The 12558-nt window shown below is 55.8% G+C and carries 17 protein-coding genes; 6 read left to right on the forward strand and 11 right to left on the reverse strand.

Features of this window, described 5'->3' with window-relative positions; all coding sequences use genetic code 11:
* Positions 1–2 precede the first annotated feature (2 nt).
* The 5 genes from AC1QQ2_RS09395 to AC1QQ2_RS09415 are packed head-to-tail and all read left to right on the forward strand — an operon-like array spanning position 3 to position 2903.
* Positions 3–413 carry an HPr kinase/phosphorylase gene (locus tag AC1QQ2_RS09395; RefSeq protein WP_479712932.1) on the forward strand — a complete coding sequence of 137 codons (411 nt, stop codon included), beginning with the start codon at positions 3–5 and terminating at the stop codon, positions 411–413.
* Between the two features lie 12 nt (positions 414–425).
* Complete coding sequence (rapZ, locus tag AC1QQ2_RS09400) at positions 426–1313, forward strand: RNase adapter RapZ (RefSeq protein WP_479712933.1); 888 nt, start codon at positions 426–428, stop codon at positions 1311–1313.
* Between the two features lie 6 nt (positions 1314–1319).
* Positions 1320–1712 (forward strand): PTS sugar transporter subunit IIA, encoded by a 393-nt coding sequence (locus tag AC1QQ2_RS09405; protein WP_067548106.1) that lies wholly within the window; start codon positions 1320–1322, stop codon positions 1710–1712.
* 5 nt (positions 1713–1717) lie between these two features.
* Positions 1718–1990 (forward strand): HPr family phosphocarrier protein, encoded by a 273-nt coding sequence (locus AC1QQ2_RS09410; RefSeq protein WP_067548103.1) that lies wholly within the window; start codon positions 1718–1720, stop codon positions 1988–1990.
* A gap of 34 nt (positions 1991–2024) precedes the next feature.
* Positions 2025–2903, forward strand: a complete 879-nt coding sequence (locus AC1QQ2_RS09415) for a lysophospholipid acyltransferase family protein (protein WP_479712934.1) — start codon at positions 2025–2027, stop codon at positions 2901–2903.
* Positions 2904–2905: 2 nt separating this feature from the next.
* Here the strand turns inward: AC1QQ2_RS09415 and AC1QQ2_RS09420 are convergent, their stop codons facing one another.
* The 11 genes from AC1QQ2_RS09420 to folK all read right to left on the reverse strand — a co-directional run bounded on the left by AC1QQ2_RS09420 (position 2906) and on the right by folK (position 11843).
* Positions 2906–3232, reverse strand: coding sequence for a DUF1491 family protein (locus tag AC1QQ2_RS09420; RefSeq protein WP_479712935.1), 327 nt, complete (start codon positions 3230–3232; stop codon positions 2906–2908).
* Positions 3229–4149: a GTPase Era gene (gene era, locus AC1QQ2_RS09425; protein WP_479712936.1), complete on the reverse strand. Its 921-nt coding sequence runs from the start codon at positions 4147–4149 to the stop codon at positions 3229–3231. Before era ends, AC1QQ2_RS09420 begins: the two co-directional genes overlap by 4 nt.
* Positions 4146–4826 (reverse strand): ribonuclease III, encoded by a 681-nt coding sequence (gene rnc, locus AC1QQ2_RS09430; protein WP_479712937.1) that lies wholly within the window; start codon positions 4824–4826, stop codon positions 4146–4148. The genes era and rnc overlap by 4 nt, the downstream gene beginning before the upstream one ends.
* Positions 4823–5866 carry a signal peptidase I gene (gene lepB, locus AC1QQ2_RS09435; RefSeq protein ID WP_479712938.1) on the reverse strand — a complete coding sequence of 348 codons (1044 nt, stop codon included), beginning with the start codon at positions 5864–5866 and terminating at the stop codon, positions 4823–4825. Before lepB (AC1QQ2_RS09435) ends, rnc begins: the two co-directional genes overlap by 4 nt.
* Before the next feature lie 5 nt (positions 5867–5871).
* On the reverse strand, positions 5872–6729 hold the full coding sequence (lepB, locus tag AC1QQ2_RS09440) for a signal peptidase I (RefSeq protein WP_479712939.1): 858 nt from the start codon (positions 6727–6729) through the stop codon (positions 5872–5874).
* 26 nt (positions 6730–6755) lie between these two features.
* Positions 6756–7187 (reverse strand): holo-ACP synthase, encoded by a 432-nt coding sequence (gene acpS, locus AC1QQ2_RS09445; RefSeq protein ID WP_105234088.1) that lies wholly within the window; start codon positions 7185–7187, stop codon positions 6756–6758.
* Entirely contained in the window at positions 7184–7930 is a 747-nt protein-coding gene (locus AC1QQ2_RS09450; protein ID WP_479712940.1) for a pyridoxine 5'-phosphate synthase, read from the reverse strand. Before AC1QQ2_RS09450 ends, acpS begins: the two co-directional genes overlap by 4 nt.
* A 68-nt stretch (positions 7931–7998) precedes the next feature.
* Positions 7999–8571 (reverse strand): DUF2062 domain-containing protein, encoded by a 573-nt coding sequence (locus AC1QQ2_RS09455; protein ID WP_353958936.1) that lies wholly within the window; start codon positions 8569–8571, stop codon positions 7999–8001.
* A gap of 47 nt (positions 8572–8618) precedes the next feature.
* Positions 8619–10775 (reverse strand): RelA/SpoT family protein, encoded by a 2157-nt coding sequence (locus AC1QQ2_RS09460; protein ID WP_479712941.1) that lies wholly within the window; start codon positions 10773–10775, stop codon positions 8619–8621.
* Positions 10776–10793: 18 nt separating this feature from the next.
* Positions 10794–11147, reverse strand: a complete 354-nt coding sequence (rpoZ, locus tag AC1QQ2_RS09465) for a DNA-directed RNA polymerase subunit omega (protein WP_067548079.1) — start codon at positions 11145–11147, stop codon at positions 10794–10796.
* Positions 11148–11240: 93 nt separating this feature from the next.
* On the reverse strand, positions 11241–11843 hold the full coding sequence (gene folK / locus AC1QQ2_RS09470; RefSeq protein ID WP_478242288.1) for a 2-amino-4-hydroxy-6-hydroxymethyldihydropteridine diphosphokinase: 603 nt from the start codon (positions 11841–11843) through the stop codon (positions 11241–11243).
* Between the two features lie 75 nt (positions 11844–11918).
* On the opposite strand from folK, the gene AC1QQ2_RS09475 reads away from it, so the two are divergent.
* Positions 11919–12488 carry a LabA-like NYN domain-containing protein gene (locus AC1QQ2_RS09475; RefSeq protein ID WP_479712942.1) on the forward strand — a complete coding sequence of 190 codons (570 nt, stop codon included), beginning with the start codon at positions 11919–11921 and terminating at the stop codon, positions 12486–12488.
* Positions 12489–12558: the final 70 nt, after the last annotated feature.

A 12558-nucleotide genomic window follows, 5' to 3' on the forward strand; every position in this document is an offset into this window, starting at 1 on the left:
GGATGTCTGACGCGCTTTGCCTCCACGCGTCTTCCGTCGCTTATGATGGCCGTGCGGTTCTCATCCTTGGTAAATCTGGCGCTGGAAAATCTAGCCTAGCCCTCCAACTTCTCGGTCTTGGGTGTGATTTGGTGGCGGATGACCAAACCCTGATCGATCCAGACCTGACGACACGGTGTCCCGACAACATCGCCGGAAAAATCGAGGCGAGAGGTGTCGGCATCCTAGCGGCACCCTATGTCACGGCTAAGATCACGCTCGCCGTGGATTTGGATACGGAAGAGACGGAGCGCCTGCCCGCATGGCACAACCTACATCTTCACGACGCAGACATACCACTTTTGCGCAAGTCAAACGCCATTCACTTCCCTTTTGCGATCCTGCAGTATCTCAAACATGGGCGGATTGACTAAGCGAGATATGACATGACGTCGAAGCAGAGCATTATCCTTGTCACTGGTCCATCTGGTGCAGGTCGCACGACAGCTGTTCGCGCACTCGAGGATATCGGCTTTGAAGTCATCGACAACATGCCCCTCTCACTCATCGATCGCGTTATAGAAGGCCAGCCGCTTGATCGCCCACTCGTTCTCGGCCTCGACGTTAGGAATCGCGATTTCACCGTAAATGCGGTCATCGGGGTGATTGACCGTCTGGGACATGATGAACGGTTCGACCTTCAGGTGGTTTATATGGACTGCTCGGACGACGTGCTGATCCGCCGCTTTTCCGAAACCCGTCGGCGCCACCCCCTATCGGTCGAAACTGCCCCGACAGAGGGTATTATCAAAGAAAAGGACCTGCTGATTCCGATACGAAGCCGTGCGGACATCCTGATCGACACCACGTCGATGACCCCGCATGATTCTCGGGCGGAAGTGCAAAGCTGGTTCCAAAAACCTGACGGCCACCCCCTCGCGATTACGGTGCAGAGCTTTTCTTACAAACGCGGATTGCCCCGCGGGTTGGATATCGTGCTCGATTGTCGGTTCTTGCGTAACCCACACTGGGAACCAGAACTGCGCGCACTGAACGGCCAAGATGCTGCCGTCGTGGAATATATTGCAAAAGACGAACGTTTCGACGCATTCTTCACGGGCGTCAAAGCCATGGCCGCGCTATTGCTGCCTGCCTTTGAGGAAGAAGGGAAAACGCACCTCTCTGTTGGCTTTGGATGCACCGGAGGGCAACACCGTTCTGTCGCAATGACAGAACTCCTTGCGAAAGCCCTTGCAGAAGACGGATGGCAGGTGTCAAAACGCCACCGAGAAATGGAACGCCACACAGACGGTGGGGCGGCAGATCGGGGTTAAAAACGCGTGATCGGAATCGTGATCGTTGCTCATGGTGGCCTAGCAGGTGAATACCTCGCGGCGATGGAACACGTTGTGGGCCATCAAGCGGGCGTCGTTGCTATCGCAACCCGCCCTGAAGACGACCGTAGCGCCAAACAAGCCGAAATCTGCGATGCCGCCGATTCCGTTGATACGGGTGCAGGCGTTGTCATCGTCACCGATATCTTTGGCGGATCGCCCTCAAACCTTTCGCTGATGGCCTGCGGGCCAAGCAACCGCCGTATTCTCTACGGCATGAACCTTCCCATGCTGATCAAGCTCGCGAAAAGCCGTCAACGTGACGTGCCAGACGCCGTCGAGGCCGCATTGACCGCCGGACGTAAATACATTGATTGCCATCAAGTACAGAGTGACTGACTTCTATGACTGTTTCCCGCCGGCTCCAGATTGTGAACATCAAAGGGCTTCACGCCCGCGCGTCCGCGAAATTGGCCGAAGTGGTCGAAGATTTTGATGCCACTGCCACCGTCTCTAAAGATGGCATGAGCGCATCAGGCGACAGCATCATGGGTCTTTTGATGTTGGCAGCTTCCAAGGGAAGTTTTATTGAGGTCCAAACCGATGGGCCGGCAGAACTTGAGCTTGCCGATGCGATTGAGGCGCTGGTGGCTGACATGTTCGGCGAAGGCAACTGACCTAGGTCAGCCCATCAATTCAAGGACGTGAACTTTGTCAGACGTAACCCCGGACCAAACAGCGGATGAATCCAACGTGCAGGATGGGCAAAAGTTCTATGACCGCCGTAGCCTTACCTACTCCAACACATTCGACAGCGGCCTAAAGCGCAACTTTATCCGCGCGGTCGAATGGCTGACGGGCAAGATCACGATCATCCAGCGTGTTAAGAAGTTCGAACGCCTTGGTGCTCCAACGGGTCAAGCATTTTGGCCTGCAACCATGGAAGCCATGGGGATCGAGCTGCAAACCCCGCAGGAACAGATCGATCGCATTCCCGCTGAAGGCCCCGTTGTGTTTGTCGCGAACCATCCGCATGGGCTCGTCGACGGGATGATCCTTGCAGACCTTATTGGGCGTCGCCGCGATGATTACCGCATTCTGACACGCTCTTTGCTGACAGGCATCGATGAGAGCGCGGCGAGCTACATGATCCCCGTGCCCTTCCCACACGAGGAAGACGCGCAGCGTAAAATGATCGAGATGCGCAAAATCGCGATGGAGCATCTGGCGAAAGGCGGGTTGATCGCACTATTCCCATCGGGCGTCGTCGCTGCAGCGAATAAACCCTTCGGTCCCGCCATTGAGGCGGAATGGAACGTCTTTACCGCAAAGATGATCCGCACGTCGGGCGCTTCGGTCGTGCCTTGTTATTTCCCGGGATCGAACTCGCGAGCCTACCAAATCGCGAACTGCATATCGCCCACGCTTCGTCAGAGCTTGCTCTTGCACGAAGTGGCACATGCGTTCGACAAACCGCAAAAACCAATCATCGGAGAGCCGGTCTCTGCTGAAGAGGCCGCTGAGCGCAGCAAAGACCCCCGTGCGTTTATGGCGTGGCTGCGTGAACGGACGCTGTCTCTCAAGGAATGAGCCTAGCTCAAACCGTCCTCGTCCAATAACGTGCGGCCCTGACGGTCCTCAACCTCGATCACCCAGAGATCGCAGTCAAAACTGCGCTGTTTCGCAACAGATACATCAACGTCTTGCTCAGCACCCTCGGCCAGCACCATCCATATGCGCTCGCCGGTCATCATATCGAACGACCGATGAAACGCTTTGGCATTGCCATCCAGCGTATTCAGCTTAACCAGAACAGCGCCCGCGGTTTCGTCACCGCGTGCCACGACAAACGCAGGAATATCAGCCAGCCTGAGCCGCGTTAGATAGGCCGAAACCCAAACGCCGCTGGCCAGTCTCACGCGTTGCCGTCCTTAAAGTCGAGGCCCATTTCGGTGTAACGGTCTTTCTCTTCGAGCCAGTTCGGGCGCACCTTCACCTGCAGGAACAGGTGAACCTTACGGCCCAAGAACTCTTGCAGCTCTTCGCGTGACGCTTTGGATACGGCCTTAGCAGTCTCGCCACCCTTGCCCAGAATGATGCCCTTGTGGCCATCGCGTGACACATAGACCACCTGATCGATGCGGGCGGTCCCATCAGGACGTTCCTGCCAATGCTCGGTCTCTACGGTCAACTGATAGGGCAGTTCCTGATGCAGACGCAGGGTCAGCTTTTCACGGGTAATCTCTGCCGCAATCATGCGGAGTGGCAAATCCGCGATCTGATCCTCGGGATACAGCAACGGTCCAGCAGGCACCTGATCCGACAACCATGTCTTCAGCGCCGCACATCCATGGCCCCGCTCTGCCGAGATCATAAAGGTCTCTTCGAACGGGAATGCCTCGTTCATTTTCTGCGACAATTCCAACAGGTCTTCGGCTTTGACGCGGTCGATCTTGTTGATGGCAAGAGCCACTTTGGCTTTACCAACCCGTTCAACGAGCGCCTCAAGGATCGCTTTAACACCGTCGGTCAGTCCGCGATGCGCCTCGATCAAAAGCACGACGACATCGGCATCAGATGCACCACCCCATGCAGCAGCAACCATCGCACGGTCCAGTCGACGGCGCGGGCGGAACAGGCCGGGGGTGTCGACAAACACGATCTGTTTGTTGTCGCCTTCCATCGCAACACCACGGATGCGGGCGCGGGTGGTCTGAACCTTGTGGGTCACGATCGACACTTTCGCGCCAACCATCCAGTTCAGAAGCGTGGATTTTCCAGCGTTCGGTTCGCCAATCAGCGCGACAAAACCTGCGCGGGTCTGAGTTTCGGTCATGATGATACCTTTGCAAGCAGCGACTTCGCTGCGGCCTGTTCGGCCTGTCGTTTCGAGCCGGCGGTTGATCGCTCTGTTTCACCGCTCTCCAATTGGACTTCGATGGTAAAGATCGGCTGGTGATCGGGTCCGTCACGGCCCACCTCTACATACTTCGGTGGGGTCTGACCACGGCCTTGTGCCCATTCCTGCAATGCAGTCTTTGCATCGCGCGCGTCTTCTTCAACGGAGTTAATACGTTCGCCCCAAAGCCGCAGGATTGTTGCCCGCGCTACGTCGAAACCCGCATCTAGGTAAACCGCAGCAATCACGGCTTCCATCGCATCGCCCAAAAGCGCCTCTTTGCGACGACCGCCAGACTTTTGTTCAGAGCGTCCGAGTTTCAGCACAGCCCCGATATCCAGTTCGCGTGCTACGGCGGCGCAGGTCTCTTTGCGGACCAGCGCATTAAACCGAGGAGCGAGAACACCTTCGGAGGCAGTCTTATCCGCAAGGAACAGCGCCTCAGACATGACGAGACCCAGAACGCGGTCGCCGAGGAACTCCAAACGCTGGTTGTTATCGCGATGAGGCGACGACATCGACGGATGCGTCACTGCCCGAACCAATAGTTCAGGACGCGAAAACCGGTGTCCCAGTCGAGCGCTGAAGGACTCCAATTCAGCAGACAACTTCATCGTACAGCTTTCAAAAAACGCCCAAGGCGCCAATTCCAGATCAGGGCGGGGCTCTGCCCCTCGAAGGAGTAGAGTATCCGAACAGCGCGCCCAACAACAGAGCCTTGGCTCACCATCCCAACACCGCCCGCCAAAACAGCGATCCGGCTATCCGCAGAGTTGTCGCGATTGTCACCCAAAACGAAATATTGACCCACAGCCACGCGGTATATTTCTGTCGCGTCTTGGGGGCCAGCGGGCAGAATGTCCAGCACCTCATACGAACGCCCGTCTTGGTTTGTCTCAATCAGCTGCTCTTTGCGGCAGGTTGCACCTTGCCCGACTGCACCATTGGCGCAGCGCGGCAGGAGGCGGAGCGGTCCTTGGGGAACCATAGGCTCTAAGAACGGATCGGTGGTCGACTGCGCCCAAGCAACGCCATTCACCACGACCCGCCCATCTACGATCTGCACCTCATCGCCGGGCAGACCTATCACGCGTTTGAGGTAGACGTCGGTAGATCCATCAGGGCGAAATGCGATCACATCTCCCCGATCAGGATGACGCGACAGGCGGTTCACAGCAATGACATCCCCAACGTAAAGCGTCGGCTTCATCGATCCCGCAACGATCGTGTATGGGCTCCACGCAATACGGGAGAAAGCAACTGCCGCGAGGCCAAAGGCGAGCACGTATGCCGCCATCCGCAAAGGCGTCATCTCATAGAGGCGACGCTGCCCCTGACCTTTCAATAGAACGACCAGCATCACGACGGTGCTCACATAGGGCACGAACAGCAGCGCAATCACCCAGAACGGCCAACGCATCTCGTTTAATCGTCGGACCGTATGCCCGAGGACAGGAACGACGAGCATCGACAATGCAACCCATATGGTCACTTCGACGAGGCGTGCACCTGCACCAAAAAGGTCGAGCAAAAGCAGCGGCGCGGCCACCAAAGCCCACACCGCATAGACTACAAACAGACGCGGGCGCGAAGTGCGCCCGGTCCAATCATAACCGTCTAGGTAAATGCGTATTGGATTATAGGATTGCCGCATCGGTCCTATTCGATTGCTTTAAAGAACCGATCGCTGCGCCATGTCCAGAACGCCAAGATCGACTGCCCAGCAGACGAGAAGATAACCCGATCCGCACGTCCGACGATATCTTCGCGACGCACAAAGCCTACGCCAGACCCACGCACAGGATCCCATGCAACACGACTGTCGATAGAGTTGTCACGGTTATCGCCCATGAAGAAATAGTGATCTTCGGGCACGACATAGATTTCGGTATTGTCGGTATCGACGGCTGCCGAAACACGGTTTCCATCACGAACGTTTAGGATGTGGTGCGAAACGCCATTCGGGAGAGTTTCGATATACATATCCTTGATACAGTCGGTGCCTTGCACGTCCATACACTGCGGACGTAGCTGCTGTGGACCCTGCGGACCCGCGACTTCGATGAACTGACCTGCGGGTTCGAGGCCGACAGGCTCCCCATTGATTTGGAGGTGACCGTTGATCACTTGGATGCGGTCTCCGGGCATACCAATCAGTCGCTTGATGTAGTCTTCGCCCTTGCCGCGATGGCGGAATACGACAACGTCACCACGTTCAGGTTCGCTCCCGAACAGACGGTCGTCAGCCCCCATAAAGGCGCCACAGAAATCATCGGGGCCAAGGTCGATGCCAAGGCTCGGCACTTTAACCGCAGGGCACGATGCATAAGAGTAGCCGTAGGCCATCTTATTCACGAACAAGAAGTCGCCGATCAGCAGCGTGTCTTTCATTGAACCCGACGGGATCCAGAACGGCTGGAACAGAATGGTACGGAATGCGCCTGCGATCAAAAGGGCATAGACAACGGTCTTTACCGTCTCTTTGATGCCCGCCCAGAGGCTGCTTTCTTCGGACATAGTCTGCTCCTGCAAGTTTGTTGAGGTTACATGCTGCCGTGCGTGGGAGGTGTCAACCCGCTGATCGGGCGGGCTTCGATCACGACAAAGGCCTGTGCCCAAGGATGATCGTCAGTGAGAGTGACGTGAATGACGGCTTCGTGACCCTCTGGCGTCATCGCCTGAAGCCGCTCTGCCGCCCAACCCGTCACACGCATAATCGGTTGTCCCGTTCCGAGGTTGGACACGGACATGTCTCGCCACGAAATCCCCATCCGAAGCCCAGTGCCCAGCGCCTTTGAGCAGGCCTCTTTCGCAGCCCAGCGCTTTGCGTAAGTACCAGCAGTATCAGCGCGACGTTCGGCTTTGTTCTGCTCTTCGGGCGTAAAAACACGGTTCCGAAAACGGTCACCAAACCGTTCAAGGGTGTTTGCGATACGCTCTATGTTCGCAAGATCAGTTCCGATACCAAGGATCAAGCGCGCGCCTCGTCCATCAGGCGGCGCATCTCACCGATCGCATCTGCCAACCCGCGGAAAATCGCTTCACCGATCAGGAAGTGACCAATGTTCAGCTCCATGATCTGCGGAAGGGCGGCAACAGGTTGCACCGTTTCATAGGTCAAACCATGACCAGCGTGCACTTCGAGCCCGAGGCCGTCAGCAAACGCGGCCATATCTGTTAGGCGTTTCAGTTCGTCGTCGCGCTCCGCGAATTTACCCTCGGCGTGATAGTCACAATACGCGCCTGTGTGCAGTTCGATGACCTCGGCACCGATGCGGTGCGCTGCTTCAATCTGACGTTGGTCTGCGGCAATAAAGATCGACACACGCGAACCCGCCTCCCGCAGTGGCGCAATGAAATGAGCTAGACGGTTTTCCTCACGCGCCACCTCAAGACCACCTTCGGTCGTGCGTTCCTCACGTTTTTCAGGGACGATGCAGACCGCGTGGGGCTTATGACGCAAAGCGATGCGCTGCATTTCTTCGGTCGCTGCCATTTCAAAGTTCAGCGGCTTTGTCAGCGCGGCCATCAATCCTTCTATGTCAGAATCAGAGATATGACGCCGATCTTCACGCAGGTGCGCTGTAATCCCATCAGCACCGGCCTCTTCGGCCAGACGCGCAGCACGCACGGGATCAGGATATGCGCTCCCTCGAGCGTTACGCACTGTTGCGACATGATCGATGTTTACGCCAAGGCGCAGTTTACCTTTGCTCATCGGGATCTCCTGACTCGAACCGTTTGGCCGAACCCTATCGACAATTCCGACCGCCGTCAGTGCGATTTTTAGCTTATTTTGTTCAATTGCTTGAGACGGGATTTCAGACGCTTTCGACGGCTGTTCTGATAGACCTTAATCACGGGTAATGTGACGTAATACATGACGACGGCAGCGGTGAGGCCAGGAATAATGGACCCGACCGCAAACGGCAGAAACACATCCTCAAAAAAGATAGAAAGCGCATGCCAATCGGCCTTGGCGTCAGTGAAGATCGCTAGAAAATTGTGCCAGAGATCGCTCCACGCTCCGCTAAATTTACCCATGAGCGACACATGAACCGTGCGATCTGGACGCGTTCCCAGCAGGAAATGCCCCATCGTCAGTGACGAAACCGCAATTGGCACATAGGTCAGCGGATTGCCGAAAAACGTCCCGAGCAAGGCGGCAGGCACGTTGCCACGCAATGTCCGCGCAAAAAGCCACGCCATGATGAAGTGCATCCCGAAGAACGGCGTGAAACTGGTAAATACGCCTGCGCTGATGCCGCGCGCGATCTTTTCAGGGGTGTCGGGCAGACGGCGCAAGCGGTGCTTTACATATTCAAACGCGCGGACCCAGCCACCTTTCGGCCAAATCAAATGCCACAGCGACTGCCAAAGTGGTTTTCTATCGCGCCGCTTGAACACTATTTCCGATCCTCTGAAGGCTTGCGGTTTCGGGACGGATCCCGAAGCCGTGCGATCGAAGATACGTTACTCTCTGCCTCTAACGCCGTCATGACGCGGTGCAGATGTTCAATGTCGCGTAGGTCGACATCCACAAACAAACGGTAGAAATCGGGCTTGCGATCGATGAAGTTGAGGTCCGAGATATTTGCGGCCTGCTCCCCAATAATCGTGCAAATCCGCCCCAAAACACCCGCATCGTTGCTGATCGTAAGATCAAGAGTAACCGTATGTTTCGGTTCGTGGCGTCCGTCTTGCCAGTGCAAGTCGACCCAACGTTCTGTCGTGTCCTCGAAATCTACCAGCGACGGACAATCGATCGTATGGATCACGACGCCCTGACCACGATAGGCGATCCCGACAATGCGCTCCCCCGGCACGGGCTGGCAGCATTGTGCGCGGGTGTAGGATTGATCACCTGTTAGACCGACGACCGCCTTGGCGCGCTCAATCTCGTCACCCTTGCGTTCGGCCAAATCGGGATAAATCGCCCGAACAACCTCGCGCGAGGTAACTTCCGCACTACCCAACCGAGCGAGCAGTTCATCAACGCTCTCAAGCGCGAGTGTCTTTGCCGCCGTGCGAAGCGCCTTTTCGGTCGCTTTTTTTCCAACGTTTTCAAAGGCAACGCGAGCCAACTCTTGGCCGAGTTTGATGTAGCGCTCACGATCTTCTTCGCGGAGCGCACGACGAATAGCCGTTTTCGCCCGCCCAGTGACGGCAATATCAATCCATGTTGCTTCGGGCTTTTGACCTTCAGCTGTGATGATCTCGACCGACTGACCGTTTTTGAGACGGGTCCACAGCGGAACGCGCAAACCGTCCACCTTTGCACCGACGCAGGCGGCACCGATCCGCGTGTGGATCGCATATGCAAAGTCGATGGGCGTGCCGCCGCGTGGCAGTTTGTAAACGTCACCCTTGGGCGTGAAGCAGAACACTTGGTCTTGATACATCTCGAGCTTCACAGCTTCGAGGAACTCATCGTGATCCGTGTCATCATCCAGACGCTCGGACAGCTGCGAAATCCAGCGCACGGGATCAACGGCAAAGCGGTTTTCGACACGTTCACCGTTCTTGTAAGACCAGTGCGCCGCGACGCCCGTCTCAGCAACCTCGTGCATTTCGCGGGTGCGGATTTGCACCTCAACCCGTTTACCATCACGGCCCGAAACCGTCGTGTGGATCGAACGATAGCCGTTCGATTTTGGTTGGCTGATGTAGTCCTTAAACCGTCCGGGAACCGCGCGCCAACGCTGGTGGATCGCACCGAGGACGCGGTAACAATCAGACTCGCATTCTGTCAGGATACGGAAACCCCAGATGTCGGACAGTCGGCTAAAGCCCTGATCCTTCTCCTGCATTTTCCGCCAAATCGAATAGGGGCGCTTAGCACGGCCATAGACCTCGGCCTTAATGTCCGCCTTATCCAATTCAATCCGCATGTCGGTGGTGATCTTTTCGATCACATCGCCGGACTCTTTTTCCAGCATAACATAACGGCGAAGGATCGATTGGCGTGCATCAGGGTTGAGAACCTTGAACGCCAGATCTTCGAGTTCCTCGCGCATCCACTGCATACCCATACGGCCAGCGAGTGGTGCGAAAATCTCCATCGTCTCGCGGGCCTTTTGGGCCTGCTTTTCTGGACGCATAGATTTAATCGTCCGCATGTTGTGCAGACGGTCGGCAAGTTTGACCAAGATAACGCGCAGATCGCGCGACATCGCCATGAACAGCTTGCGGAAGTTCTCAGCTTGTTTTGTTTGGGTAGAAGTCAGCTGAATATTGGTCAGCTTTGTAACGCCATCGACGAGTTCGGCGATTTCACGGGTAAAGAGGCGTTCGACCTCAGAGAAGCTGGCCTTGGTGTCTTCGATCGTATCGTGCAAAAGTGCCGTCACGATTGTGGCATCGTCCATCTGTTGATGAGCGAGAATACCTGCGACGGCCACCGGATGGGTGAAATACGGTTCCCCAGAATGACGAAACTGCCCCTCGTGCATTTCTGCGCCAAAGGCAAATGCATCACGGAGCAGTTTTTCATTAGTTCTAGGGTTGTATGCGCGGACCAGCGCGATCAGTTCCTCGACTGTCGAAATCTGGTCCTGCCCCATAGTTGACTAGAGCCGCGATTAACGCTGGCCCTGCGCCTCCATCAATTGACGAAGAAGTTTCTCTTCGGACATGTCGTCATCAGACGGTTTGTCAGCTTCTGCACCCATGAGAAGCGCCATAGCGTCATCTTCAGGTTCGTCAACTTCGATCTGGGTCTGGTGCGATTCGATCATGCGCTCACGCAGATCGTCAGCCAGCTGGGTTTCGTCAGCGATTTCGCGAAGCGAAACAACGGGGTTCTTGTCGTTGTCGCGATCAACAGTGATCGGGGAACCAGCCGCAATTTCACGTGCACGGTGTGCAGCAAGCATCACCAGCTCAAAGCGGTTAGGAACTTTATCAACGCAATCTTCTACCGTTACGCGGGCCATAAGCGCACTCCACTCTCTGTCGTGTGGTCCTAGGAAGCCCTCCGTTTAGTCGGTCGCCCCCCAAAACACAAGTCGATTCCGAAACGTATTAGGTCACGAGATAGGGACAACTTGATCGATTTCGTCCCGAGGCAATTGTTCAAGCATTTCAAGGACGGTTTTCCCGAGGATCGGGTGTTTCCAGTCGGGTGCAACATCGACCATCGGCACCAAGACAAAGGCGCGATCCTGAAGACGAGGATGTGGTAGCAATAGCTGATCAGGCGCTTCAGCCATCTGTCGGTCGAGTGGCAGGTTGATCCACTGGCTCACTGTCGTTTCATCAGGGCACACCACGTCATCAGCCGCCAGCAAATCGAGGTCGAGCGTCCGCTGCCCCCACCGCACCGTCCGCACGCGACCAAAGTCAGCCTCAATCGCATGAAGCGCGTCCAGAACGCCTTGGATATCGAGTTCGGTTTCCACCCGAATCACCGCATTCGCAAAATCGGGGCCTGCCCCTACTGGAAAACACGGCGTACGGTAATTTTTACTTCTTAAGAATATTTTACCTACACTTTTGGATATTTCACCCATCGACTCATTGAGTAGCTGGTCTGGCGACGTAGAAAGTGACGTTACGTTAGAACCAAGGGCGATGAGCACGTTTCGACGCATAAGTGATCGTATCCTGACTTGCGATAGACAGCCAAACATCTACGTTTGTGCAAGTTTCGTCACAATACATTTCACTCACGGACTTTAGACGGAACGAATTCGGAAGGATTTATTATGTTTTATCGTGACGAGCGATTGGCGCTCTTCATCGATGGATCAAACCTATACGCGGCCGCAAAATCGCTCGGGTTTGACATCGACTACAAGCTATTGCGGAGCGAATTTATGCGCCGTGGTAAGCTGCTTCGTGCGTTTTACTACACAGCCCTGCTTGAAAACGACGAGTATTCACCGATCCGCCCGCTGGTTGATTGGCTGAACTACAACGGCTTCACCATGGTGACCAAGCCCGCCAAAGAATACACCGACAGCATGGGACGCCGTAAGGTTAAAGGGAACATGGACATCGAACTCACTGTCGATGCTATGGAACTGGCCCCTCACGTCGATCACATCGTCCTTTTCTCGGGCGATGGCGATTTCCGTCCGTTGGTTGAGGCCATCCAGCGCAAGGGCGTGCGCGTCTCTGTCGTATCGACGATTCGTAGCCAGCCGCCGATGATCTCAGACGAACTGCGCCGTCAGGCCGACAACTTCATCGAACTCGAAGAGTTGAGAGATGTGATTGGTCGCCCCCCGCGTGAACCGCGCGATGACCAACCCGCATCGGCAGACGTTGAATAAAATTGGGCGGGGATTTCCCCGCCCTCTCTTTTTCATCATTCACTTATGCCGCGCCGCTGGACAGGGCCCC

It is taken from the genome of Aestuarium sp. (assembly GCF_023253315.1).
In the GTDB taxonomy this organism is placed as follows: Bacteria; Pseudomonadota; Alphaproteobacteria; order Rhodobacterales; family Rhodobacteraceae; genus Marivivens; species Marivivens donghaensis.